The sequence below is a fragment of the Streptomyces sp. NPDC004051 genome, assembly GCF_053604275.1.
The window spans coordinates 118,218-142,595 of sequence record NZ_JBSGHG010000016.1; the positions used below are offsets into that span (position 1 = coordinate 118,218).

The 24,378-nt window shown below is 71.7% G+C and carries 25 protein-coding genes, 1 tRNA gene and 1 riboswitch; of the genes, 4 read left to right on the forward strand and 22 right to left on the reverse strand.

The features are described 5' to 3' along the window. Nucleotides 1–80 precede the first annotated feature (80 nt). A complete protein-coding gene (locus ACWEQO_RS18890; protein WP_361454384.1) occupies nucleotides 81–617 on the forward strand; it encodes an NUDIX hydrolase family protein in 537 nt (178 codons plus the stop codon). A 24-nt stretch (nucleotides 618–641) separates the two neighbouring features. Here ACWEQO_RS18890 and ACWEQO_RS18895 read toward each other — a convergent pair whose 3' ends face one another. The 6 genes from ACWEQO_RS18895 to ACWEQO_RS18920 form a co-directional block, all read right to left on the reverse strand. Further along, nucleotides 642–1,832, reverse strand: a complete 1,191-nt coding sequence (locus ACWEQO_RS18895; RefSeq protein WP_452984376.1) for an ABC transporter ATP-binding protein — start codon at nucleotides 1,830–1,832, stop codon at nucleotides 642–644. Nucleotides 1,833–1,932: 100 nt separating this feature from the next. Further along, nucleotides 1,933–2,766, reverse strand: a complete 834-nt coding sequence (locus ACWEQO_RS18900; protein WP_452984378.1) for a carbohydrate ABC transporter permease — start codon at nucleotides 2,764–2,766, stop codon at nucleotides 1,933–1,935. Then, nucleotides 2,766–3,680 (reverse strand): carbohydrate ABC transporter permease, encoded by a 915-nt coding sequence (locus tag ACWEQO_RS18905; RefSeq protein WP_452984380.1) that lies wholly within the window; start codon nucleotides 3,678–3,680, stop codon nucleotides 2,766–2,768. Before ACWEQO_RS18905 ends, ACWEQO_RS18900 begins: the two co-directional genes overlap by 1 nt. Continuing rightward, on the reverse strand, nucleotides 3,677–4,939 hold the full coding sequence (locus tag ACWEQO_RS18910; protein WP_452984382.1) for an ABC transporter substrate-binding protein: 1,263 nt from the start codon (nucleotides 4,937–4,939) through the stop codon (nucleotides 3,677–3,679). Before ACWEQO_RS18910 ends, ACWEQO_RS18905 begins: the two co-directional genes overlap by 4 nt. A gap of 215 nt (nucleotides 4,940–5,154) precedes the next feature. After that, nucleotides 5,155–5,763, reverse strand: a complete 609-nt coding sequence (locus tag ACWEQO_RS18915) for a GOLPH3/VPS74 family protein (protein ID WP_452984384.1) — start codon at nucleotides 5,761–5,763, stop codon at nucleotides 5,155–5,157. A 154-nt stretch (nucleotides 5,764–5,917) separates the two neighbouring features. Next, a tRNA-Pro gene (locus ACWEQO_RS18920) sits at nucleotides 5,918–5,994 on the reverse strand. A 132-nt stretch (nucleotides 5,995–6,126) separates the two neighbouring features. On the opposite strand from ACWEQO_RS18920, the gene ACWEQO_RS18925 reads away from it, so the two are divergent. Both ACWEQO_RS18925 and ACWEQO_RS18930 read left to right on the forward strand, forming a co-directional pair. Further along, a complete protein-coding gene (locus tag ACWEQO_RS18925) occupies nucleotides 6,127–6,834 on the forward strand; it encodes a transketolase (RefSeq protein ID WP_361454402.1) in 708 nt (235 codons plus the stop codon). Nucleotides 6,835–6,879: 45 nt separating this feature from the next. After that, nucleotides 6,880–7,779, forward strand: coding sequence for a transketolase family protein (locus ACWEQO_RS18930; RefSeq protein ID WP_452984386.1), 900 nt, complete (start codon nucleotides 6,880–6,882; stop codon nucleotides 7,777–7,779). Nucleotides 7,780–7,803: 24 nt separating this feature from the next. Here the strand turns inward: ACWEQO_RS18930 and ACWEQO_RS18935 are convergent, their stop codons facing one another. The 12 genes from ACWEQO_RS18935 to ACWEQO_RS18990 all read right to left on the reverse strand — a co-directional run bounded on the left by ACWEQO_RS18935 (nucleotide 7,804) and on the right by ACWEQO_RS18990 (nucleotide 19,825). Further along, entirely contained in the window at nucleotides 7,804–8,163 is a 360-nt protein-coding gene (locus ACWEQO_RS18935; RefSeq protein WP_452984388.1) for an MmcQ/YjbR family DNA-binding protein, read from the reverse strand. Nucleotides 8,164–8,219: 56 nt separating this feature from the next. Beyond that, entirely contained in the window at nucleotides 8,220–9,125 is a 906-nt protein-coding gene (locus tag ACWEQO_RS18940) for a LysR family transcriptional regulator (protein ID WP_361454409.1), read from the reverse strand. A gap of 86 nt (nucleotides 9,126–9,211) precedes the next feature. Beyond that, nucleotides 9,212–10,411, reverse strand: coding sequence for a glycine C-acetyltransferase (locus ACWEQO_RS18945; protein WP_361454412.1), 1,200 nt, complete (start codon nucleotides 10,409–10,411; stop codon nucleotides 9,212–9,214). 65 nt (nucleotides 10,412–10,476) lie between these two features. Then, nucleotides 10,477–11,505: an L-threonine 3-dehydrogenase gene (gene tdh, locus ACWEQO_RS18950; RefSeq protein ID WP_452984409.1), complete on the reverse strand. Its 1,029-nt coding sequence runs from the start codon at nucleotides 11,503–11,505 to the stop codon at nucleotides 10,477–10,479. 213 nt (nucleotides 11,506–11,718) lie between these two features. Continuing rightward, nucleotides 11,719–12,321, reverse strand: a complete 603-nt coding sequence (locus tag ACWEQO_RS18955; protein ID WP_452984391.1) for a GAF domain-containing protein — start codon at nucleotides 12,319–12,321, stop codon at nucleotides 11,719–11,721. A gap of 60 nt (nucleotides 12,322–12,381) precedes the next feature. Beyond that, nucleotides 12,382–12,999 carry a GTP-binding protein gene (locus ACWEQO_RS18960; RefSeq protein WP_361454418.1) on the reverse strand — a complete coding sequence of 206 codons (618 nt, stop codon included), beginning with the start codon at nucleotides 12,997–12,999 and terminating at the stop codon, nucleotides 12,382–12,384. After that, a complete protein-coding gene (locus ACWEQO_RS18965; RefSeq protein WP_361454476.1) occupies nucleotides 12,977–13,348 on the reverse strand; it encodes a DUF742 domain-containing protein in 372 nt (123 codons plus the stop codon). The genes ACWEQO_RS18960 and ACWEQO_RS18965 overlap by 23 nt, the downstream gene beginning before the upstream one ends. A 2-nt stretch (nucleotides 13,349–13,350) precedes the next feature. Next, nucleotides 13,351–13,785: a roadblock/LC7 domain-containing protein gene (locus ACWEQO_RS18970; protein WP_279332329.1), complete on the reverse strand. Its 435-nt coding sequence runs from the start codon at nucleotides 13,783–13,785 to the stop codon at nucleotides 13,351–13,353. A gap of 62 nt (nucleotides 13,786–13,847) precedes the next feature. After that, on the reverse strand, nucleotides 13,848–15,740 hold the full coding sequence (locus ACWEQO_RS18975; RefSeq protein WP_452984393.1) for an ATP-binding protein: 1,893 nt from the start codon (nucleotides 15,738–15,740) through the stop codon (nucleotides 13,848–13,850). 687 nt (nucleotides 15,741–16,427) lie between these two features. Further along, nucleotides 16,428–17,663: an MBL fold metallo-hydrolase gene (locus tag ACWEQO_RS18980; protein ID WP_361454424.1), complete on the reverse strand. Its 1,236-nt coding sequence runs from the start codon at nucleotides 17,661–17,663 to the stop codon at nucleotides 16,428–16,430. A 195-nt stretch (nucleotides 17,664–17,858) separates the two neighbouring features. Beyond that, nucleotides 17,859–18,644 (reverse strand): SGNH/GDSL hydrolase family protein, encoded by a 786-nt coding sequence (locus ACWEQO_RS18985; RefSeq protein ID WP_361454479.1) that lies wholly within the window; start codon nucleotides 18,642–18,644, stop codon nucleotides 17,859–17,861. Between the two features lie 236 nt (nucleotides 18,645–18,880). Beyond that, nucleotides 18,881–19,825: a M23 family metallopeptidase gene (locus ACWEQO_RS18990; protein WP_361454427.1), complete on the reverse strand. Its 945-nt coding sequence runs from the start codon at nucleotides 19,823–19,825 to the stop codon at nucleotides 18,881–18,883. A 4-nt stretch (nucleotides 19,826–19,829) separates the two neighbouring features. After that, a riboswitch (cyclic di-AMP (ydaO/yuaA leader) is annotated at nucleotides 19,830–19,992 on the reverse strand. A 463-nt stretch (nucleotides 19,993–20,455) separates the two neighbouring features. On the opposite strand from ACWEQO_RS18990, the gene ACWEQO_RS18995 reads away from it, so the two are divergent. Continuing rightward, nucleotides 20,456–21,253 (forward strand): tyrosine-protein phosphatase, encoded by a 798-nt coding sequence (locus ACWEQO_RS18995; RefSeq protein ID WP_361454430.1) that lies wholly within the window; start codon nucleotides 20,456–20,458, stop codon nucleotides 21,251–21,253. 19 nt (nucleotides 21,254–21,272) lie between these two features. Here the strand turns inward: ACWEQO_RS18995 and ACWEQO_RS19000 are convergent, their stop codons facing one another. The 4 genes from ACWEQO_RS19000 to ispG all read right to left on the reverse strand — a co-directional run. Continuing rightward, the gene (locus ACWEQO_RS19000) at nucleotides 21,273–21,395 is read right to left on the reverse strand and encodes a DUF6126 family protein (protein WP_202280217.1); all 123 of its coding nucleotides are present in this window, start codon (nucleotides 21,393–21,395) and stop codon (nucleotides 21,273–21,275) included. Further along, entirely contained in the window at nucleotides 21,392–22,015 is a 624-nt protein-coding gene (locus ACWEQO_RS19005) for a helix-turn-helix domain-containing protein (protein ID WP_361454433.1), read from the reverse strand. The genes ACWEQO_RS19000 and ACWEQO_RS19005 overlap by 4 nt, the downstream gene beginning before the upstream one ends. Nucleotides 22,016–22,125: 110 nt before the next feature. Further along, complete coding sequence (locus ACWEQO_RS19010) at nucleotides 22,126–23,541, reverse strand: aspartate aminotransferase family protein (protein WP_452984397.1); 1,416 nt, start codon at nucleotides 23,539–23,541, stop codon at nucleotides 22,126–22,128. A gap of 84 nt (nucleotides 23,542–23,625) precedes the next feature. Then, on the reverse strand, nucleotides 23,626–24,378 hold a 753-nt coding region (gene ispG, locus ACWEQO_RS19015), incomplete at its 5' end, for a flavodoxin-dependent (E)-4-hydroxy-3-methylbut-2-enyl-diphosphate synthase (protein ID WP_452984399.1).

The following is a 24,378-nucleotide window of genomic DNA, read 5'->3' on the forward strand; positions in this document are numbered from 1 at the left end:
CCGAGCCCCTCGAGGAGGACACACCGCCGCGGAGCGGCCGGCACCCCGCAAGCCCGAACCGTTGAAAGTATGATCAAGCGATGTCTGACACGACCGAAACCACGCCGGGTTGGCTGTCCTCCGACGAACTGGAGATGACACGTGCCCGCATGCCGATCCTGTACGTCGAGTCCGTCCCCGTCCGTGTCGACGACAGCGGCGAAGTCACCAGCGTCGGCCTGCTGTTGCGCATCGGACCCGACGGCACGGTCAGCCGGACGCTGGTCTCCGGCCGGGTGCTACACCACGAGCGGATCCGCGACGCGCTGCTGCGCCACCTGGAGAAGGACCTCGGCCCGGTGGCGCTGCCCCGGATCCCGGCGTCGCTCCAGCCGTTCACGGTGGCGGAGTACTTCCCCACGCACGGCGTCACGCCGTACCACGACCCGCGTCAGCACGCGGTGTCCCTCGCCTACATCGTGCCGGTGACGGGTGACTGCCGGCCCCGGCAGGACGCCCTCGACCTGGTGTGGTTCAGCCCGCAGGAGGCCCTGTCGGAGGCCGTGCAGAGCGAGATGCCGGGCGGGCACGGGGTGCTGCTGAGGCAGGCGCTGGCCCATGCGGGCTGCGTGAGCTGACCGGCGGGAACGACGCGAGCAGTCTCAGGGGGCGTCCGTGTTCTCCGGGCGGGTGAGGTTCGTCCCTGTCGAGGGGTCGAAGACATGTGCCTTGCCCATGTCGACCCGGAGTTCCACGGGCGCTCCCTCACGGGCGCGGGTGGCGGCGTCCAGCCGGGCCACGATCTGCTGCGCGGCCCCCGCGCCGGTGTCGCGCAGACCGGAGTCGGTGGCGAGTTCCTCCAGTTCGGTGCTGGTCACCGGTCCGCCCTCGGCGCCGAAGTGGACGTACACGTCGGAACCGAGCGACTCCAGCACGTCCACGGTGACCGTGAGGACGGGGCCCTCCGGCTCGCGGGCCAGGGACGCGTCCTCGAAGGCCTCGGGACGCAGCCCGACGATGACGTCGCGCGGCACGTTCCGCCGTTCCAGCGCCTGACGCGTGCGGTCGTCGAGCGGCAGGTCGCCCAGCGGTGAGCGCAGCACACCCGCCTCCAGGACGGCGCCGACGAAGTTCATCGCCGGGGACCCGATGAAGCCCGCGACGAAGAGGTTGCGCGGCCGGTCGTAGAGGTGTGCGGGCGGGCCGATCTGCTGGACCAGGCCCTGCCGCATGACCACGACCCGGTCGCCGAGGGTCATCGCCTCGGTCTGGTCGTGGGTGACGTAGACGGTGGTGGTGCCCAGGCGGCGTTGCAGCCGGGAGATCTGGGTGCGCATCTGCACCCGCAGCTTGGCGTCCAGGTTGGACAGCGGCTCGTCCATCAGGAACGCCTCGGGGTCGCGGACGATGGCCCGCCCCATCGCCACCCGCTGGCGCTGGCCGCCGGAGAGGTTGGCGGGCTTGCGGTCCAGGAACTCGCCCAGGTCGAGGACCCGCGCGGCCTCCTCGACCTTGCCGGCGATGGTGGCCTTGTCCATCTTCGCCAGGCGCAGCGGGAAGCCCATGTTCTCGCGCACGCTCATGTGCGGGTACAGGGCGTAGCTCTGGAACACCATGGCGACGTCCCGCTCCTTGGGAGCGAGGTCGTTGACGACCCGGCCGCCGATGCGCAGGGTGCCCTCGGTGATGTCCTCCAGCCCGGCGATCATGTTCAGGGTGGTGGACTTGCCGCACCCGGACGGGCCGACCAGGATCACGAACTCGCCGTCGGCGATGTCGAGGTCCACGTCCTTCACGGCGACGGATCCGTCGGGAAAACGCTTGGTGACGCCCTCGAGGACGATCTCGGCCATGGGTGGTGCCTCCTTGCCTTCGTGACAGGCCTTGGTGGCAGGCCTTGGTGACAGGCCTTCGTGACGGGTCTTCAGGCGGCCGGGTCCGGGTGCGGTCCGGTCACCCCTTGACCGCCCCGGAGGTCAGTCCGGCCACGATCCGCCGCTGGAAGAACAGGACGAAGACGATGATGGGGATGGTGATCACCACGGCGGCGGCGGCGATCGACCCGGTGGGCTGCTGGAACTGGGAGCTGCCGGTGAAGAACGCGATCGCGGCGGGCACCGTCCGCGCGGACTCGGTGGAGGTCAGCGAGATCGCGAACAGGAAGTCGTTCCAGCAGAAGATGAACACCAGGATGGCGGTGGTGAACACGCCCGGCGCGGCCAGCGGCACGATGACCAGCCGGAACGCCTGCGCGGGCGTGGCGCCGTCCACCTTTGCGGCCTTCTCCAGGTCCCACGGGATCTCCCGGAAGAACGCCGACAGGGTGTAGATCGCCAGCGGCAGCGAGAAGGTCATGTACGGGATGATGAGCCCGATCCAGGTGTCGAAGATCCCGATGGCCCGCTCGATCTCGAACAGCGGCGACACCAGGGAGATCGGCGGGAACATGGCGATCAGCAGCGACATCCCGATGAGCAGCCGCTTGCCGGGGAACCGCAGCCGGGCCACGGCGTAGGCGGCCATGGTGCCCAGGATCACCGCGATCACCGTGGCGATCAGCGCGATGCCGATCGAGTTGACCAGTGCCCGGGTGAACTGGGAGGTCTCGAAGATGCCCCGGTAGTTCTCCCAGGTCCAGTCCCGGGGGATGTAGCTGCCGTCGGAGAGGGTGGCGGGGTCCTTGAACGACAGTGCGGCGATCCACCACACCGGGAACAGGGCGTACAGCACCACGACGACGTTGGCGACGCCCCAGCGGGTCGCGTGCGTCCTGCCCGCGGCGGCCATCAGCGCTTCACCTCCGCGCCGGGTGCGGCGGCGCCGAACAGCTTGACGAAGGTGAAGGCGATGATCCCGACGCAGAGGAAGATCAGGACCGAGATCGCCGAACCGATGCCCAGGTTCAGCGCGGTGAACAGGTTGTCGTAACCCAGGATCGACAGGGAGCCGGTGCCGTGGGCGCCCGAGGTCAGGACGTAGATGTTGTCGAAGATCCGGAAGGCGTCCAGGGTGCGGAAGAGCAGCGCGACGAGGATGGCCGGCTTCATCAGCGGCAGGACGACCCTGGTGAACCGCTGCCAGGCGGTGGCGCCGTCCACCATGGCCGCCTTCAGGGTCTCCTCGGGGACCAGCGCGAGGCCGGCGAGCAGCAGCAGCGCCATGAACGGGGTGGTCTTCCACACCTCGGCGAGGATGATCAGCCAGAGCGCGGGCCACTGCTCGGTGAGCGGGGCCTCTCCGCCGGGCAGCAGTTCGGCCAGGTAGCCGAGGTCGGGGGTCCAGGCGTACTGCCAGGAGAAGGCGGCGACCACGGTGACGATGCCGTACGGGACGAGGACCGCGGTGCGCACCGTGCCGCGCCAGAAGAGCGTGCGGTGCATCACCAGGGCGAGTGCCATGCCGAGGACGAGTTCGACGGCCACGGACACGACGGTGATGAACAGCGTCACCCAGAAGGCGTCCCACCAGAACGGGGAGGACAGCACCGCCCCGTAGTTGCTCAGGCCCACGAACTCGGCCCGGTCCGGGAAGCGCAGGTCGTAGCGCTGGAGGGAGAGGTGAACGGCGTATCCGACGGGGTAGGCGGTCACGGCGGCCATGACGATGACGGCCGGTGCGCACAGCAGCCAGCCGAGGCGCCGTTCCTGCCGGGCGCCGGCCGGGAGTGCCTTCCCGTTCTTGTCCGGGAGGCGGTGGTTCACGGGATCACACCCTCGGATCGCAGAGCGTCGTCGATCTGGTCCCCGATGGTGGCGACCGAGCTCTCCGGCTTGATGGCGGACGGTGGGGACAGTGTGTGGGCGATGACGATCGACACGTTCTGGTAGGCGGGGGTGGCCGGCCGCACGCTCGCCGACTCCAGGGCGGCCAGCACCTCCTTGGAGAAGGGGTACTGCTTCTCGAACGCCGGCTCGTCGTACAGGGCGCGCAGGGTGGGCGGAAGTCCGCCGTCGAGTGCGGCGGTGAGCTGGTTCTCCCGGTTGCGCAGGCACAGGGCCGCCTCGAAGGCGAGGTCCGGGTGGCGGGAGTGGGCGCTGACGGCGAGGTCGATGCCGCCGATGGTGGGCCGGGCGGGGCGGTCGGGGTCGACGCGCGGGTAGGGCGCCCAGCCGAAGTCCTCGAACAGCCGCGGGTTGTTCGCCTTCATCGACGGATAGACGAACGGGTAGTTGAGTTCGAACGCCGCCACCCCCGACTCCATGGCCAGGCGGTTCTGGTCCTCCATCTGGTTGGGCAGGGAGGGGTCCGCGGCCGGTGAGTCGGCGAGGTCGCGCATGAGGGCGGCGGCCCGGACGGCCGGCGGGCCGAGGGACGGCGCGGTGGCGCTCGGGTCGAGGACGGTGCCGCCCGCGCTGTTGACCAGCGTGTTGAACCAGACCGTCAGGCCCTCGTACTGGGCGCCCTGGATCTCCACGTAGTGCGGTTTCCCCTGCCGGGCGAGCTCGCGGGACATGTCCAGCATCTCGGACCAGGTCCTCGGCGGGGTGGGCACCAGGTCCTTGCGGTACCACAGGAGCTGGGTGTTGGTGTTGTACGGGACGGCGTACAGCCTGTTCTTCCAGGTGGCGGTCCGCAGCGGGACCCGCAGCGTGCCCGCGGTGGCCCGCCGTTTCGCCTCGCCCGTCCACTCCCGGATCCAGCGGGCCTCGGCGAACTCCGCGGTCCAGGTGACGTCGAGGCCCATGATGTCGATGGATTCGTCCTGGGCGGCGAGCCTGCGCACCAGTTGCTGGCGCTGGCCGTCGGCGCCCCGCGGCAGCTTGTTGTAGCTGATCCGGTAGCGGCCGCCCGACGCCCGGCCGCACCGGTCGGCCGCCTTCTGCAGGGCGCCGGAGTCGTCGGGGAAGTTGTACCAGTTGAGTGTGGTGCGGCCGGAGCCCTCCGGCTCACCGCCGCAGGCGGCGAGCGTGGACGCCATCAGCGTCAGCGCGACCAGCACCCGCGTCCGCGGCCGTCGCACCCCTCGGGACCGCCCGGGTCGCCGGGGCCGTCGCACCCCGTCGCGGTGGCCCGAGTACGGTCGGCCCCCGCACCTCGCGTGCACGCGCTCCCCACCTCGCTTCCGGGACGGCGGCGCGGGGGTCGGGCCCCGCGGCGGCGCTTACCCGGCGAACGTTAAGCAGCACACAGCGCGACATCAAGGACATCCACGGGCGAATCCGCCCACGGAGCGCGTCAGACGGCCCGCCAGACGTTGTCGAAGGCCGCGTCCTCGATGCCTCGCCGCTGCCGTACGGCCCCCAGTTCCATGACGGCGTCGTGGACGGCGGCCAGGACGGTGACGACCCGGTCGTCGGTGAGCCCGGTGGCCGGGTCCTCGGCCGGCTTCTCCCCGATCCCCGCGGCGGCGGCGAGGCCGGCCAGCACCGGTTCGCGGGACGCCCAGCGGTCGGCCGCCCGGCTCCGGGCCGACGTCTCGGCCGGCACCGGCGGACCCGCCCGGAAGGAGAGCCGGCGGGTGTGCGGCCGGGTGACCAGCCCTTCCGACTCCAGAGCGGCGAGATGGGCGGCGGTCAGACCACGGCCCCGGCGCCACAACCAGTCCTCGACGGATTCGTAGGGCGTCTGCCGCACGAGTGAGGACGCGGCCTCACGCAGCAGTCCCTCATTGCCGGCGGGCGGCATTTCGGGTACCACCCGGTGCTCGTCCAGGGTGACGGCCTCGGCCTCCATGAGGTCGATCAGCTCCGCTCCCGCGAGCGCGAGTGACAGCTCCCCCTGCGCCACGGGAGGGGTGGAGGGGGTGTCGAGGGCGACGAGCATCAGGTCCTGCGCCGTGGTCATGAGCGACTCCCTGTCGGTGGCCTCCGTCATCGGCTCTCCGCCCGGAGGGCGACGGCATCCCGGCAGAGGACACATCGTACGACCGCCACACCGGGGGACGACGAGAAAACCGCCTCCTCATCCATGAGAAGGCGGCCTCCGACCTGCTGCAAGCTGGTCGGGACGACAGGATTTGAACCTGCGACCCCTTGACCCCCAGTCAAGTGCGCTACCAAGCTGCGCCACGTCCCGATGCCCGTCTGACCTGGGGATTCCCCCGGATCAACGTGCACGGAAACAATACCGCACTCGGGACGGTGATCGCGCACCCGTTTGCACGGCGGAGCTTGACCTGAAGTTCGGTTGAGGTTGCACGATCGCCGTATGACGATCATCGAGGAACACACCCGTGCCTACGGGTTCGCGGATCTGCCCGGGCTGATGGGCCTGATGACCGGCGACGAGAAGCACGGACCGGCCGCCACCTCCACGCTGGACGTGCTGTGGGTGCTCTACGACCGGGTGCTGCGCGTCTCGCCGGAACGGACGGACGCCCAGGACCGGGACAGGTTCCTGCTGTCGAAGGGGCACGGGCCGATGGCGTACTACGCCGTGCTGGCCGCCAAGGGCTTCCTTCCGGTGGAGTGGCTGCCGGGCTTCGGTTCGTACGACTCCCCGCTCGGCCACCACCCCGACCGGTTGCTGGTGCCGGGGGCCGAGATCGGCAGCGGCTCACTGGGGCACGGGCTGCCGATCGCGGTCGGGACGGCGCTGGGGCTGCGCGCGCAGGGGCTCGACGGACCGGCGGTGTGGACGCTGGTCGGGGACGCCGAACTGGACGAGGGCAGCAACCACGAGGCGATCGCCTTCGCGGGGCCCACCGGTCTGGAGCGGCTGCACACCGTCGTCGTCGACAACTCCTCCGCCGGCCACGCCCGGCCCGGCGGGATCGTCGCGCGCTTCGAGGCGGCCGGCTGGTCCGCGCTCACCGTCGACGGCCGGGACCACGAGGCGCTGTACGCCGCGTTCACCGCGCCGCATCCGGGCCGACCGCACGTCGTCGTGGCCCGGGTCGAGCCGAAGCAGGCGTGAACCCTCCCCTTCTTTCGGCATGCCCTGTGGAAAGGACCGCATCCCATGGACACCATGCGTGACCGTTTCGCCCCTGTCGTCACCCGGCTGCTCGACGAGGACCCCCGGGTCGCGGTGGTCCTCGCCGAGATCGGCGCGGACGGCTTCACCGAGGCACTGCGCCGACATCCGGACCGGGTCGTCAACGTCGGCATCCGGGAGCAGCTCCTGGTGGGGGCCGCCGCCGGGATGGCGCTCACCGGCCTGCGGCCCGTCGTGCACACGTTCGCCAGCTTCCTGGTCGAGCGGCCCTTCGAGCAGGTCAAGCTGGATCTCGGGCATCAGGGTGCGGGGGCCGTGCTGGTGAGCGCCGCCGCGTCCTTCGACTGGCCGGCCGGCGGCTACACGCACATGGCGCCCGGTGACGTGGCGTTGCTGGACACCCTGGACGGCTGGACCGTGCATGTGCCGGGGCATCCGGACGAGGCCGAGACGCTGCTGCGGCACGCGGTGTCCGCCGGGGACGACAAGGTGTACGTGCGGCTGTCCCTGCAGTCCAACGCGCGTCCGCTGCCGGTGGACGGTGAGCGCTTCCGCACCGTCCGCGAGGGCCGCTCCGCGGTGGTGGTCGCCGTGGGGCCCGTCCTGGACGACGTCCTCGCGGCCACGGAGGGGCTCGACGTCACCGTCCTGTACGCCACCACCGTCCGGCCGTTCGACGCGGCCGCGCTGCGGCGGGCCACCGGGGCCGCCGGGACAGATGTGGTCCTCGTCGAGCCGTACCTGGCGGGCACGTCGACGGCGTCGGCCAACGACGCGCTGGCCGACGTGCCGCACCGGGTGCTGGGGCTGGGCGTGGGACGACGGGAGCTGCGACGGTACGGGCAGCTCGAGGAGCACGTCGCCGCGCACGGTCTCGACGCCGCCTCGCTCCGGCGGCGGATCGCGGGCTTCGTCGCGGGCTGAACGAACGGCGGCGCCCCTCGGTGTTCAGCCCATGGACGGCAGCCCCAGCTCGGGATGCGCCTCGAGCAGCCGGGGCGGGGCCGCCTGCCGCCAGGAGTCGGCGAGGATGTCGCGCAGTTCGTCCTCGCCGTCGAGGGCGGTGAGGCGGGCCCTGACCCAGGCGAACTGCGCCTCGTGGTCCGCGATCCAGAACTTCTCCGGTTCGGCGAGGACCAGCTCGTCACGCTCCTCCTTGGGGCAGCGCACGGCGATGGAGGTCTCGTCCTCGGGCAGGGTGGCGAACATCTTCCCCGCGACCCGGAAGGTGGGCATGCTCCAGGCGATCTTCTCCGTGGTGTCCGGCAGGGACAGGGCGATCCGTCGTACGTCTTCGGCATCCGGCATGTCAGGCACCGTAGCGACTGCCACTGACAACCGGTCACGGGGCGGGGACCGGCCGCCTACGGTGCTGCGGCGGCCTCGCTCAGGGCGTCCAGCACGGGCCGGATCAGCGGGTGCTCCTCGGCTCCCCGGCGCACGGCGGCGAAGACCCGGCGGGTGGGTGCCACACCGTCGACGGGGCGGACGACGACGCCCGTCAGGTCCGTGCCGCGCAGCGCCGAGCGCGGGACCAGGGCGACCCCCACGTCCGCCGAGGCCAGCGCCACCACCGCGCGGAAGTCGTCCGAAGTGTGCTCCAGAAGGGGCTGGAATCCGGCGTTCTCGCAGGCCAGGACGATCACGTCATGGCAGGGGTTGCCGGGGTAGGGGCCGATCCACGGGTCCTTGGCCAGTTCGGCGAGCGGCACCTCGGGCAGGTCGGCCAGCCGGTGGGTGAGGGGGACGACCGCGTCGAAGGGCTCCGCGTACAGCGGTACGTGGGTCAGCCGCGGGTCGTCGGCGGACGGCGCTCCCCGGTACTCGACGGCCACGGCGACGTCGATCTGCCGGTCCAGCAGCATCGGCAGGCTGGCGTCGCCCTCGGCGTCCTGGACGTGGATGCGGATACCGGGCGCCGTGGCGGCCAGGCGGACCAGGGCGGGCACGACGACCTGGGCGATCCCGGTCGCGAAGGAGGCGACGGTGAGGGTGCCGGCCGCGCCCGAACTGTAGGCGGCGAGTTCGGCCGCGGCTCGCTCCAGCTGGGCGAAGACCACATGGGTGTGGTCGAGCAGGATCTCGCCGGCCGGCGTCAGCCGTACCCCCTTGGCGCTGCGCTCCACCAGCCGGTGGCCGGTCTCCTGCTCCAACGCGGCGAGTTGCTGGGACACGGCCGAGGGGGTCAGATACAGCGCGGCGGCGGCCGCCGTGACCGTGCGGTGCTCGGCCACCGCACGCAGGATGTGGAGCCGCCGTGCCTCGATCATGAGACCGGATTCTCTCAGATCCTTCAGGCTCCCTCAGGCACCTTCAGGTCCCCTCAGGTCCCTTCCACCGCCGCCGCGCGCTCCGCTCAGGCGTCGAGTTCCGCCCGCGCCGCCACGAAGGCGTCCACCGCGCGGTCCACGTCCTCGGTGGAGTGGGCCGCGGACAGCTGGACCCTGATCCGGGCCTGTCCCTCGGGCACCACGGGGTAGGAGAAGCCGATCACGTACACACCGCGTTCCAGCAGCAGTTCCGCCAGGCGTCCCGCGCGGGCCGCGTCGCCGATCATCACCGGGGCGATGGGGTGGTCGCCGGGGAGGATGTCGAAGCCCTCCTCGGTCATCCGGCGGCGGAACAGGGCGGTGTTCTCACCCAGCCGGACCCTCAGGTCGTCCGCGGACTCCAGCAGGTCGAGCACCTTCAGCGAGGCCGCCGCGATCACCGGGGCGAGGGTGTTCGAGAACAGGTACGGCCGGGAGCGCTGGCGCAGCAGGGCGACGATCTCCGCGCGGGCGGCGACATAGCCGCCGGAGGCGCCGCCGAGCGCCTTGCCGAGGGTGCCGGTGAGGATGTCGACGCGGTCCATGACGCCGTGCAGTTCGGGGGTGCCGCGTCCGCCGGACCCGACGAAGCCCACGGCGTGCGAGTCGTCGACCATGACCATGGCGTCGTGGCGGTCGGCGAGGTCACAGATCTCGTCCAGCGGCGCGACATGGCCGTCCATGGAGAAGACGCCGTCGGTGACGACCAGCTTGCGCCGCGCCCCGCCCTCGGTGGCCTCCTTCAACTGGCGCTCCAGGTCCGCCATGTCACGGTTGGCGTAACGGAAGCGGCGGGCCTTGGAGAGCCGGATGCCGTCGATGATCGACGCGTGGTTGAGCGCGTCGGAGATCACCGCGTCCTCCGGGCCGAGCAGCGTCTCGAACACGCCGCCGTTGGCGTCGAAGCAGGACGAGTAGAGGATCGTGTCCTCCTGGCCGAGGAACGCCGACAGCCGGGCCTCCAGCTCCTTGTGCACCTCCTGCGTACCGCAGATGAAGCGCACCGAGGCCATGCCGTAGCCCCAGCGGTCGAGGGCCGCGTGGGCGGCGGCGAGCACCTCGGGGTGGTCGGCGAGGCCGAGGTAGTTGTTGGCGCAGAAGTTGAGGACCTCACCGGGCCGGCCGCCCGCGGTGACGTTCACGGTGGCGGACTGCGGGGTGCCGATCACCCGCTCGGGCTTGTGCAGTCCGGCGGCGCGGATCTCGTCGAGGGTGGTGCGGAGGTCGTCGCGCACGGAGTCGAACATGGGAAGGCTCCTGGTGGGTGAAGGTGCTCGCGGATGAGGGGGATGCCGGGGCGGGGGCGCCGGGGTCAGGACGTCCAGTCGAGGATGATCTTGCCGCCGCGGCCGCTCGCCGCGTCCTCGAACGCCGCCTCGAAGTCGCGGTGGGAGTACCGGCCGGTGATCACGGGGGCGAGGTCGAGGCCGCCCTCCAGCAGCACCGACATGGCGTACCAGGTCTCGAACATCTCCCGGCCGTAGATGCCCTTGAGGGTGATCATCGAGGTGACGATCCGGGCCCAGTCGACCGGGAACTCCTCGGCCGGCAGGCCCAGCATCGCGATCCGGCCGCCGTGGGTCATGTTGGCGATCATGTCCCGCATCGCCTCGGGACGGCCGGACATCTCCAGGCCGACGTCGAATCCCTCGCGCAGGCCGAGGATCCGCTGCCCGTCGGCGATGGCCGACTCCCCCACGTTCAGCGCCAGGCTCACGCCGATCTTGCGGGCGAGTTCCAGCCGCTCCTCGCTGACGTCGGTGATCATGACATGGCGGGCCCCGGCGTGCCGGGCCACGGCGGCGGCCATCAGGCCGATCGGTCCGGCGCCGGTGATCAGGACGTCCTCCCCGACGAGCGGGAAGGACAGGGCGGTGTGCACGGCGTTGCCGAACGGGTCGAAGATCGCGGCGACGTCGAGGTCGACGGGCACGCGGTGCGCCCAGACGTTGGTCGCGGGCAGCGCGACGTACTCGGCGAACGCGCCGTCGCGGCCGACGCCGAGCCCGATGGTGGCGCGGCACAGGTGCCGGCGTCCGGCCAGGCAGTTGCGGCACTTGCCGCACACGAGGTGGCCCTCGCCGCTGACCCGGTCACCGGTCTTGATCTCGTCGACGTCCCGGCCCGTCCCGACGACCTCGCCGACGAATTCGTGCCCGAGGACCAGCGGAGTGCTGATCGTCTGCCGGGCCCAGCCGTCCCAGGACCGGATGTGCAGGTCGGTGCCGCAGATACCGGTGCGCAGCACCTTGATCAGCACGTCACCGGGCCCGACGGCCGGCTCCGGAACGTCCGCGAGCCACAGCCCGGGTTCGGCCTTCTCCTTGACGAGCGCCTTCAACGCCACGGCTCCTGAGGGTGAGTCCCGGCTCCCGGGCACGCCGGAGCGGCCCGGGCCGGGAAGCGGAGTGGATGCGTACTGCAATCTGCCGTACGCCACCCTCACCGGTCCATCGAGGATTTCTTAAGCGTGGCCACAGCTTTCCTTCACGCCGTCACCCCATCGGCTCCACCCGGACCGCCGGGCCGTGCGCTCGGCCCCGGGCCCGTGGGTTCACCACGACAGCCCGTCGGCCTCTCCGTGTGCGAGGTGCTCGAGGTGCTCGAGGTGTTCGAGCCGTGCGACGAGATCCGCGGCCTGCTCCTTGATGGCGGTGAGCCCCGCCTGTCCCCAGGCCCTCGGCTGGATGTCGGAGACCGACACGGTGCCCAGCACCGTGCCGGTGCTGTCGAGGAGCGGGGCTCCCAGGTAGGAGCGCACCCCGAACTCGTCCACGACCGGGTTGCCCGCGAACCGCGGGTAGTCGCTCACGTCCCCCAGGACCAGTGCCTTGCGCCGGGCCACCACATGGGGGCAGAAGCCGTGGTCGCGGGGGAGTGACCGGCCCAGCAGGGCGCCGGTGCCGTCGCCGCGGACGACGGGCGCGACCGCCGGGGCGTGCAGACCGGCGAAGAACTGCCGGTCCTCCCCCAGGAAGTTGACCATGGCGTACGCCGCCCCGGTGAGTTCGGAGAGGCCGTACGCGAAGGCGTCGAGCGTGGGCTCGGGGCGTTCGCCCAGGCCCAGCCGGTGCAGTCGCCGGGTGCGGGCCGGGGCCTCCTTGTCCTCGGGGGTGAGCAGCAGACGACCGGCCGGGCGGGGCGGGTCGTAGCTCATGGGCGGGCTCCCTGGGTGTGGGCAGAACGCATGGACGGGCTCCGTGACGGTGTGCGGGGATCACATGTGGGCGCCCTGCCCCGTGGCGGGGGCCGGGGCGTGGGCGATGAGGTGGCGTACCAGGGTCAGCAGGGTCTGGACGCCCGAGCTGGAGATCCGGGCGTCGCAGCGGACGACGGGGATCTCGTCGGTCAGGTCCAGGGCGGCGCGGACCTCCTGGGGGTCGTAGCGGAAGGCTCCGTCGAACTCGTTGACGGCGATGACGAAGCCGAGGCCGCGCTGCTCGAAGAAGTCGACGGCGGCGAAGCACTCCTCCAGCCGCCGGGTGTCGGCGATGACGACCGCGCCGAGGGCGCCCTCGCAGAGCTCGTCCCACATGAACCAGAACCGTTCCTGGCCCGGTGTGCCGAACAGGTACAGCACATGCTCCGGGTCAAGGGTGATACGTCCGAAGTCCATCGCCACGGTCGTCTCGACCTTGTTCTCGATTCCGTCGAGCCGGTCGGTGGCGGCACTGACCGTGGTGAGCAGTTCCTCCGTGCTGAGCGGCGCGATCTCGCTGACCGCGCCGACGAAGGTGGTCTTGCCCACACCGAACCCGCCCGCCACGAGGATCTTGAGCGCGGTGGGGAACGGGTCGGTGCCGGTGCCGCGGTCAGAGCTGTCGTCGTAGTCCATCGAGCACTGCCTCCAGAAGGGCCCGGTCCGTCGGGTTGTGGTCGAACACGGGGGGTTTGGTGGTGAGCCCCCCGCAGTCGACGAGGTCCGCCAGCAGCACCTTGGTGACGGCCACCGGCAGCTTGAGATGGGCGGCGACCTCGGCGACCGGGAGGGGCGCGCGGCACAGGTCGAGTGCCTGCGCGTGCTCGGGGCCGAGGTAGCCGAAAGGGGTGGCCCCGGTGGCCATCACCTGTGACATCAGGTCGAGTTCGACGGTGGGGCGGGTACGGCCGTCGCTGACGGTGAAGGGACGCACCAGCCGCCCGGCCGCCTCGTCCAGCCAGGGGCCGTCGCCGGCCGTCGCCACGTTCAAGGCCTCATCACCGGGGGTTCTGCGGCGGGCTGCCGGGGAGCGGTCATCAGATACGGCCGGACGCTCTTGACCAGCATCGCCATCTCGTAGCCGAGCACCGCCGCGTCGGCCTCGCGGCCGGCCAGCACCGCGAGGCAGGTGCCGGACCCGGCGGTGGAGACGAAGAGCAGGGTCGAGTCGAGTTCGACGACGACCTGGCGGACGTCGCCGCCGTCGCCGAAGCGGATGCCGGCGCTGCGGCCGAGCGAGTAGAGACCGGAGGCCAGGGCGGCCATGTGGTCGGCGCTGTCCGCGTCGAGGCCGTGCACGGACTTCACCAGTCCGTCGCAGGAGAGCAGTACGGCACTCGACGTGTGCGGCACCCGTTGTACGAGGCCGCTCATCAGCCAGTCGAGATCGGACACGTGGGCGGTCGGCGCATCGCTCGCCATGGTGGATCGACTCCTTGGGGTACGAAGGTCTGCGGGAGCGGTGGGGGCGGGTGCGGGCGTGCTCATCCGGCGGGCGCGCTCCCGTCGTCCCGGGTGGTGTGGTCGGTAGGGGGCGCCGGCACCCCGTCATGGGCGCCGCGCGTTTCCCGGGACACCGCGGGCACGTGGTGCGCTTCCACGGGGTGGAACTGCACGGGGTGGGGTTCCACGGGCCGGGTCGGCAGCATGGGCGCCGTGGGACGGCCCACCGTGTGCTCGCCGGGGTTGTCGGTGCGGCCCGGGTCGTCGCGCCCCAGGGGGACGGCGTCGGTGGGCTGCTGGGTCTCGGCGAGGCTGACGCCCCGTTGGAAGGCCGCCATCAGATGGGGATCGTGACCGGCGACGTGTCCGGTCTCCTGACGCGGCGTGGGGCCGTCGCGGAGTTGGGGCACGAGGTGTTCCTGGGCGCGGCGGCGGGGCAGTCGGGGTCTGTCCACGGTGTCGCGCACCGTGCCGTCGCGCGGGGTGAGGGGGGCGGCTCCCGTCCCGTTCTCCGCGAGGGTCCGCCGGTCCTCGGGGTTGATGCCGGGCGTCGCCTCGGCCGGGTTGGCCCGTACCGCGCGGGCACCGCGCAGCGGCAGGGGTGGCGCCACTCCGTCGGGGGACTGCGGGGTCGCGGCGGGGGGCCGGTCGCGGCGGTGCGAGCGCGGTCCCGCGGCATGCGGCGCCGGGGTGCCGAGCGCCCCGGGCCCCGGCAGCGGACCGGGTCCCGGCAGCGGGACACCTCCGGGCGCGGGCACGGGGTGCTCGGGCCGGGGCGCCGGTCCGCCGCCGTACTCCGTGCCCGGCACGGCGTGGATCTCTCGCGGCTGTCCCGTGCCCGGCCCCGCGACCCACGGCTCCGCGCCCAGCAGTGACTGCGGCACGACGAGCACGGCCTGCACCCCGCCGTAGATGTTGCTCTGCAGCCTGACCTGGATGCCGTGGCGCTTCGCGAGCTGCGAGACCACGAACAGACCGATGCGTCCGTCGGCCAGCAGGCTGGCCACATTGACCTGGTCCGGGTCGGCGAGCAGGGCGTTCATCCGCTCCTGCTCGTCCACGGGCATGCCGAGTCCGCGGTCCTCGACCTCGACGGCGAGCCCGGAGGTGACGAGGCCGGCGCGGAGCAGCACCTGGGTGTGCGGGGCGGAGTACAGCGTGGCGTTCTCGACGAGTTCGGCCAGCAGGTGGATGACGTCGGCGACCGCGTGTCCGCGCAGGGTGCCGTCGATCGGCGGGACGAGTTTGACCCGCGAGTACTGCTCGACCTCGGCGATGGCGGAGCGCAGCACCTCGGTCATGGGGACGGGGTTGCTCCACTGCCGCCGGGAGACGGCCCCGCCGAGCACGGCGAGGTTCTCGGCGTGGCGGCGGATGCGGGTGGCGAGATGGTCGACGTGGAAGAGGCCCTTGAGCAGGTCGGGGTCCTCGATCTCGTTCTCCATCTCGTCGAGGAGGGAGATCTCGCGGTGCACCAGGGACTGCAGGCGCCGGGCCAGGTTGACGAACACCTCGAGTTTCTGTTCGCTGCCCGCCTGGCTGGAGAGCTGGGAGGCCTGCACGACGGCGGTGACGGCGCCGTCGTGCGCCCGGGACAAATCGGCGGCGAGCAGGTCGAAGTCGTCGGCGTTCTCCGGCGTCCTGTCGCGCTGCGCCCGGGGCGGCGGGCCCTCCCCCCGGCGCAGGGCGTCCACCAGGCCGCCCAGGTCGGCCTCGCGCCGGGCCGTGCTCCGGCGCAGGCTCTCCACCCGCTCTTGCACGGAGCGGGCGGCGCGGTCGGCGGCCACGGTGGCGACGACGATGCCGGCGAGGGCCACCGACCCGGCGCCGCCGAGCACGATCCACAGCGGGGCGCCGTGCCGCACCCCGGTGGAGCGGACCGTGAACAGCACGGCCGCGCAGGCGCTGAGGGCGACCGCGACGGGCGGCAGCACGGCGAGCCTCAGCAGTTGGGACCGTATCTGCGTCTCGGGGAGCGCGGGGGCGGGCCGGGAGGGCGGGCGTCCGTGCCGTCCGCCCTCCCGCCGGTCCGTGCGGGAGGCCGGGGCCCGGGAACCGGGCCCCGGTGTCCTCGCACCGGTACCGGTCCGTCGGTTCCGGGTGCCGGTCGCGCCCGAGACGCCGGCCGGGCCCGGCCGGCGGGGCCCCTCGCCCCGTCTGCTCCCTCGTCCGCCTTCTGCCTGCACGTACCGGTCCCCGCTCCCTGATCCGATCTGGTGGACATGGCCCCGGGACGCGATGCGCCCGACCGACACTCACCGTAGTCACCAGCGCATCACGTGCGGTGGCCAGTTGACAAACTTGCCCGGACAGCGTCCCGCTCTGGTATGAGCCTTCGTACGACAGACCGATGAACCCGTCAGGCAGTCACCCGGAAACGGTCGTCACTCGATCCGACCTGGTCAGAAGCGGTCATGAATACATGCCGAGGGCCGGGGAGCCCACGGCTCCCCGGCCCTCGTTTCCTCCGGCATCCACTCACCCGGGCCACCGCGACGGCCACGACCCCTCCGCCGCAGCGGCCCTCGGAGTTCCTTCACCCCCGAGGAGGGTCCGCGAAATTCTCACTCTCCGTAGCAACAGAGGCCATGACTTCCGGGCTCGCGGACTCCTGCCCCACGTCACTCCTCTCCCACCAGGTCCAGGTCCTCGTGGGAGGAGGCGGAGGGGTCCGTGAGGGGGTCGGGCAGCGGCCACTTGTGGTTCGGGACGTGCCCCACCTCCCGCCACCACGTCTTCGCCGGCAGCTCTCCCGCGGGCTCGAACGGCAGGCCCGGGACGGGGAAGGCCGCGGGCTGACCGACCGCGTCGGCGGCCGCCATCGTCCACTCGCCGGGCTCCGCCCAGGGGTGCGGCGCCAGGTTGAAGGTGCCCCAGTGGATCGGCAGGAGGACACCGTCCGGGCGGCCTCTCTGCAGGTCCAGATGGGCCTGGACGCCTTCGGCCGGATTCATGTGGATCTCGGGCCAGGAACCGGGTCCCGGGACGGGGTCCAGCCGGTCCTTGGGCCAGAAGTCCGAGTACGCGCCGATCTGGATCATCGTCGCGTCGAACGGTCCGTGGTCGGCGCCGATGTCCTTGAAGCCGTCGAAGTAGCCGGTGTCGCCGCTGTGGTAGACGCGGTGCTCCGCACCCGCCACGACCCAGGAGGCCCACAGGGTGTGCTGGGTGTTGCGCAGCCCCCGGCCGCAGAAATGCCGGGCCGGGGTGGCCGTGAGAGTGAGCCCGCCGACCCGTGTCGCCTCGTGCCAGTCCAGTTCGCGCAGCCGGTCGGCGGACACGCCCCAGTGCTCCAGATGGGCGCCCACCCCGAGCGGCACGGCGAACAGCGTGTCCGTGCCGGCCAGCGCCTTGACGGTGGGCAGGTCCAGGTGGTCGTAGTGGTCGTGCGAGATCACCACGACGTCGACCGGGCCGAGCGCGGCCAGCGGCAGGGGCACCGGGTGCAGCCGCCGCGGCCCGACGAACGGGAACGGGGAGCAGCGCTCGCCCCACACGGGGTCGAACAGGACCCGCTGACCGTCGATCTCCGTGAGTACGCTGGAGTGGCCCATCCAGGTGAGACGCAGTCCGGTGGCCGGCGGGCGCGCCAGGTCGGCGAGGGTGGTGGAGTGCACCGGCACGGCGCCGCGCGGTGCGCGGTTGTGCCGGGTCTCCTTGTCGAAGTAGGTCTTCGCCAGGTCCCGGGTCGAGCCCTCGGAGCGGGGCCGGACGGGGCCCCCGGGGTTCTGGAACACCCCGTCCCGGTAGTGCGGGGACCTGCGGATGCGCGCCATGCGCTCACCGCTCGGGTCCGCGCCGAAGGCCGCGGGCCGCAGCGCACGGAGCCCGGAACTCCGGGGACGGAAACCGGCCACGATGCCTCCCAGCAGAGTCGGTCGGACATCCCATTATGTGCGGACCGGCCGGGACCGCGGCGGCGGACGGGACGGAACCGGCCGCCCGGGGGCGACGGGCCCGCCGGGCTCCGGCTCCCGGGACGGGGCGCGGGCGTCCGCCCCCGTGCCCCTCCCCCGTGTCCCGTGCCCGCCGCGTCCGCCCCCCTTCCGGCGTCAGGCCACCGAGGCGATCCGCACCTTGATGTCGTCCGGGGACAGCGTCCCCTTCGCCGTCACGTGGTCCCCCGACGACTCCCCGCGCAGCCGGCGCCCTATCCACGGCACCAGGTATTCGCGCGCCCATTGGACGTCGTCCCGTCGGACGTCGAGGTTGCCGCGCGGCGGCAGCGGGGGCCAGGGCTGCTCCGGGTCGGCCGGGACGTCCAGGCCGAGGGTCTGGCCCGCGCGGAGCGCCACGCGCGTGTGCCCCTCGGGCGACAGGTGGAGCCGGTCGGCGTCCCAGGCCCTGCGGTCCTGGACGCTCTTCAAGGACCACAGGTCGAGCACCGGGCAGCCGTACCGGTCGGCGACGGCCCGCACGTGCCCGTTGTAGGTGGCGATCTTGCCGCGCAGATGCTTGAGCAGGGGCACGCCCCGGGTGTCGAACCCCGTGGTCACCAGGACCGTGCCGGAGACCGCCGTGAGCGCGGCCACGGCCTGCTCGAAACGCTCGGCCACCTCGTCGGGGTCGGTGCCCGGGCGGAGGATGTCGTTGCCGCCCGCGCAGAAGGAGACCAGTGCGGGAGCCAGTTCGACGGCCCGCGGAATCTGGTCGGCCATGATCTGGTCGAGCAGTTTCCCGCGCACCGCGAGATTCGTGTACCGGAAGTCGCCTTCGGGGCGGCGGTCGGCGAGAAGTACGGCGAACCGGTCGGCCCAGCCGACGAACGCCCCGTCCGGGCCGGGGTCGCCGACGCCCTCGGTGAAGCTGTCCCCCACCGCCACGTACGACCCGATCACTGATGTGCTGTCACTCTTCGAATCGTCTGCCACGAGGGGACATGATTCCCTTTCGAATGTGACCTACGCGACCGTAGGAAGGGGTTGACGCGCGGTGAGATAAGCCACTCCCCGAGCATTGTCCCGTTCCGGAATAGCCCTGTTCGCAAGAACGTTGAAGGGCCGAAACGCGCCGAAGGCCGGACCCCGGGATCGGGGTCCGGCCTTCGGCGTGTGTCAGGCGGGTCGCCGCGGGGTCAGGCGAGGGAGACGCCCTTCGCATTGAGGTAGGCGACCGGGTCCACGTCCGAGCCGTAGTTCGGCGTGGTGCGGATCTCGAAGTGCAGGTGCGGGCCGGTCGAGTTGCCGGTGGACCCCGAGAGGCCGACCTGCTGGCCGCCGCTCACGCTCTGGCCGGCCGAGACGGACAGCGAGGACAGGTGGGCGTACTGGGCGTAGTGGCCGTCCTCGAGCCGGATGACGACCTGGTTGCCGTACGCACCGGCCCAGCCCGCGGAGACCACGGTGCCCGGGCCGACGGCCTTCAGGGAGGTGCCGGTCGGAATCGCGAAGTCGACACCGGTGTGGTAGCCGCTGGACCACATGCTGCCGGCCACCTTGTAGGCGGTGCCGGGGCCGCTGCCGGGCACCGGCGAGCTGTAACCGGAGGTGTTCGCGGCCTGGTTCGCGGTCGCGGCACCGGAGGAGGCCTTCGGCGCGGACTGCTTCGGCGCGGAGGACGGAGCGGACGACGAGGGCGGCCCCAGGGGACCGGCAGGGCCGGAGGAGGCCGACTTCTTCGGCGTGCTCGCCGCGGCCTTGCCGTCGACCGAGAGCTTCAGACCGGGGTGGATGAGCGACGGGTCGTCACCCACGACCTCCCGGTTGTCGGCGTAGAGCTGCTTCCAGCCGCCGTCGACGTTCTCGGACTCGGCGATCTTCGCCAGGTAGTCGCCGCCCTTCACTGTGTACGTGCGGGCGCCGTCGCTCTTGCCGCTGTCGGCCTTCTTGCCGTCAGTCTTCTTGTCGGCGACGGAGAACGACTGGACGGCCTTTTCCGGGGCCGCCTGCGCCGGGGCGGCGTTCGCGCCGGTGGCGCCGAGGAGCGGCAGTGCGAGCGCTGCGCCACCGGCGCCGGCGACGGCTATGGAACGGGTGAAACGCGCAGCGCGGGGACGGCGGTGCTTACCCTCTGCGGGCATGACGAATTCCTCTCCGGCGCCTACGAGGTGAGCTGTCGGGTTCGGACTGGAGATGCCCGGCCGCGTCGGGACGCGGCTTAACCCCGAGCCTGTTCCGGAGACCGGGACAGGCAGTGGTACCTGTGGGTCCCCCGCTCCTGCCGTACACGGGTCAGTGTGTGCGGGCTCCGGGCGGCGGCAGGATTAGGCGTCCGTCCGGATCGATGGCGAACGTAGGCGACCACGGCGCAAAGGGACAAGCGCGATGTTCCGAACGAAGGCCCTTTTCCGTGATCCATTCACCTGAATTCCGTCACCCAGAGTCGTCCCGGATTTCCCGCACTCCCCGGATTCCCTTACGGAACAACGGAATTAGGTGAGCATGGCGACAACACATCGTCACCGATATGACGATGCTCACCACGCGCCCCCCACCTCCCCTTCTTTCGGTGCACTTTGTGGCGAAAACTGCTAAACGGACATAACAACTTCAATCGCCCTATCGGGTGCGTTCTGCTCCGGTCGGCCGGTCGCCCCGGAACGCCCCCGTCGACCGGTCCGCGGACAACTCATTGCCCCCGACAGGCATGTCGTATCGTCGGGTGACACCCGCCGGCGCCTCCCCGTCGGCGGCGAGAGGGAGGGGCCCCAGTGACGCAGCACATCCCGTCGACCGAACCCGAGCTGACCGGAGTGCGGAACTTCCGCGATGTGGGCGGACTGCCGACCGTGGACGGCCGCCGGGTACGCCACGGCGTGCTGTTCCGCAGCGGCCACCTCGCCCACGCCACCGCGTCGGACGCCGCCTTCCTGTCCTCCCTGGGACTGCACACCGTCTTCGACTTCCGCAACGCGGCCGACCGGAAGCTGGACGGCCACGACATCGAACTGCCCGGCGTGCGCCAGGTGAACCTGCCGCTGAGCGACCCGGCCGACGGCGCACAGTTCTGGAAGATGGTCCGCGACGGCGACCTGGACCAGCTGCGCTCGATCCTCGCCGACGGCAAGGCGGCGGGCCGGATGATCGCCTCGTACCGCGTGCTCGTCAGGAAACGCACCGCCGAGCACTCCCAGGTGCTGCGCTCGCTCGCCGAGGAGAGCGTCCCCGCGCTGATGCACTGCGCGGCGGGCAAGGACCGCGCGGGCCTGTCGGTGGCGGTGACGCTGCTCGCCCTGGGGGTGGAGCGGGACGCGATCTTCGACGACTACCTCAAGTCCGGCGCCAAGCACCGCCGCTACCGGGTGCGTCGCAGCGGCAGCTCCGCCTCGGCCTACTCCCCCGAGGTCATGGAGCTGCTCGACCCCCTGTTCGACGCCCGCGCCGAATATCTGTCGGCGGCCCTGGAGACCATCGAGGAGACCTGGGGCGGCGTGGACCCCTACCTCGAGACGGCGCTCGGGCTCACCCCCGAGAACCGGGAGCGACTGCGCGAGCGCCTGCTCGAGTGAGGAACCCCTCGTCCGGTGACTACTGCTTGGCGCCCAGCGCGAACAGCAGGTAGATGAAGGCCGCGAAGAGGTGCCCCACCACGACGTAGACGAACAGCCTCACCCACAGGGCGCGAGGGAACTTCTCCTCCAGGTCTTTCATGACACATCTCCATGGGTGGGGCCCAGGCACAGGGCGGCCGTGGGACTCTGCAACAGGGTATGGACGAAGAGCAGCTCGACCCCGTCGGGGTCCTGAGCGGCGATACGGTGCGGGGTCAGCGAGTCGAAGTGCGCGCTGTCGCCCGGGGCCAGCCGGTGCAGCGCGTCCCCGAGGCGCAGCAGCAGCCGCCCCTTGAGGACGTACAGCCATTCCTCACCCGGGTGGACCCGCACGATGCCGCTCTGGGAGCCGTGGGGAACCTCGACCCGCAGGGCCTGCATCCCGCGCCCGGGGGAGCCGGCCTGGCGGTACGTCCAGCCGCCCGCGACGGTCGGCTCCGTGTCGGCGGCGCGCAGCACCGCGTCCTGGTCGGTGGTCGTCTCGCCGAGCAGTTCCGAGACGGTCGTACCGTAGATCCTGGCCAGGGAGAGCAGCATGGGCAGCGAGGGCTGGCGCTGCCCGGTCTCCAGCCGGGAGAGATGGGCGGGCGAGAGCCCCGCGTCGCGTGCCGCGGCCTCCAGGGTCAGGCCCGCCCGGCGGCGCAGCGCGCGCAGGTGCGGTGCGACCGCGGGAAGCGCGGCGGCCGGTTCGGCCGACGGATCGCTCTCGGGGGTGTGCATGACCCCATTCAGCAGCATTTTTGCCCGCGAGGCAAATTTCTTGCCTCGCGGGCAAAAAGAGGTGGGCGTTCACGCCCCGGCAGACATCGCGGCCGTACGGGGCCAGTGTCTCACCGGCCGACGACCGCCTGCTTCATCAGGGTCCTGCCGAACTCCCACAGCAGACCGCCGTCGTGGGCCTCGTCCATCACCGCCGTGAAGGCGCCCACGAACCGGTCCACGTCCCGCTCGTCGATGATCAGCGGCGGGATCAGTTTGATCACCTCCATGTGGTCGCCGGAGACCTGGGTGAGGATCCTGTGCCGCCGCAGCAGCGGCACGACCACCATCTGCGCGAAGAGCCCCTTGCGCGCGGCCTGCAGCGCGGCCCAGCGGCCGCGCAGCCTGAGCGACCGCGGCCGGCCGAACTCGATGCCGATCATCAGGCCCCGGCCGCGGACCTCGGCCAGCAGCTCGTACTTCCCGGTCAGTGCCGCGAGCCGGGACCGCAGCAGCTCCCCGGTGGCCCGGGCGTGCGCGACGAGGTGCTCGTTCTCCATGACCGACAGGACCGCGAGGCCCGCGGCCATCGCCTGGGCGTTGGCCCCGAAGCTGGCCGAGTGGACCAGCACCCGGTCCATCGACGAGTAGACCTTGCGGAAGATCCAGTCCTTGCCCAGCGTGGCTCCCACCGGCACATAGCCGCCGGAGAGCGCCTTGGCCACGCACACCAGGTCCGGCTCGACCCCCTCCTCGTGCTGGTAGGCGTAGAAGTCACCAGTCCGCCCGAGGCCGGTCTGCACCTCGTCGACGATCAGCAGCGCCTTGCGCCGGTGCAGCAGTTCCTGCGCGGCGCGCAGATAGCCGGGCGGGGCCTCGTACACGCCCTTGCCCTGGATCGGCTCCACGATGAGGGCGGCGACATCGCCCTCGGCCAGCTCCCGCTCCAGCGCGTCCAGGTCGCCGAGCGGTACCGCCGTGTCGGGCAGCAGCGGGGCGAAGCCGTCGCGGAAGCCGGACTCGCCGTTGACGGACAGGGAGCCGGTGGTCAGGCCGTGGAAGGCGTGCTCGCAGTACAGGACACGCGGTCTGCCGGTCACGTAGCGGGCGAACTTCAGCGCGCCCTCGACCGCCTCCGTGCCGCTGTTGCCGAAGAACACCCGGTCCAGGTGGGGGCTGTGCGCGAGCAGTCGCTCGGCCAGCAGACCGGGCAGCGGCTGGCAGTCGAAGCGGGTGAGGTCGGCGAGCGAGGCGTCGAGGACGTCGTGCAGCGCCTTGCGGACCACGGGGTGGTGGCGCCCCAGGCCCATCACCCCGAATCCGGCGAGCATGTCCAGGTGGTCGTTGCCGTCCGCGTCCCAGAAGTGGGCGCCCTCGGCCCGTTCGTAGACCTTGTCGAAGCCGATGGCGTGCAGCATGCGCGGGAGCTGGTGGTTGAGGTACCGGGTGTGCAGCTCGTAGCGTTCGGCTCCGCGCTCGGCCAGCAGCGCGCCGAGGTCGAACTCCCCGGCCGGCGACGGCTTCGACACGGACTCCGCGATGGTCATTGCGGTGACTCCTGTCGGTGCTGTGGTTGCTTCGGCGGCTCGTCGGAATCGTCACGCCCGGGCCCCCCTTCGGTTCCGTGCCCTTCAGCTCACGGTGACGGCCGGTTCGCCGGAGGCGGTGCCGTCCTTCTCCATCTGCTCGGCGATCCTCAGCGCCTCCTCGATCAGCGTCTCCACGATCTTCGACTCCGGCACCGTCTTGATCACCTCGCCCTTGACGAAGATCTGCCCCTTGCCGTTGCCGGAGGCCACCCCCAGATCCGCCTCCCGCGCCTCACCCGGCCCGTTCACCACACAGCCCATCACCGCCACCCGCAGCGGCACGTCCATGCCCTCCAGCCCCGCGGTCACCTCGTCCGCCAGCTTGTACACATCCACCTGCGCCCGCCCGCAGGACGAACACGAGACGATCTCCAGCCCCCGCTGCTTGAGGTTCAGCGACTCCAGGATCTGCAGCCCCACCTTGACCTCCTCGGCCGGCGGCGCCGACAGCGACACCCGGATGGTGTCCCCGATCCCCTCGCTGAGCAGCGCCCCGAAGGCCACCGCCGACTTGATGGTGCCCTGGAACGCCGGGCCGGCCTCGGTCACCCCCAGGTGCAGCGGATAGTCGCACCGCGCCGCCAGCTGCCGGTAGGCCTCCACCATCACCACCGGATCGTTGTGCTTCACCGAGATCTTGATGTCCCGGAAGCCGTGCTCCTCGAACAGCGAGGCCTCCCACAGCGCGGACTCCACCAGCGCCTCCGGGGTGGCCCGGCCGTACTTCTGCAGCAGCCGCCGGTCCAGCGACCCGGCGTTGACCCCGATCCGGATCGGCGTGCCGCGCTCGCCGGC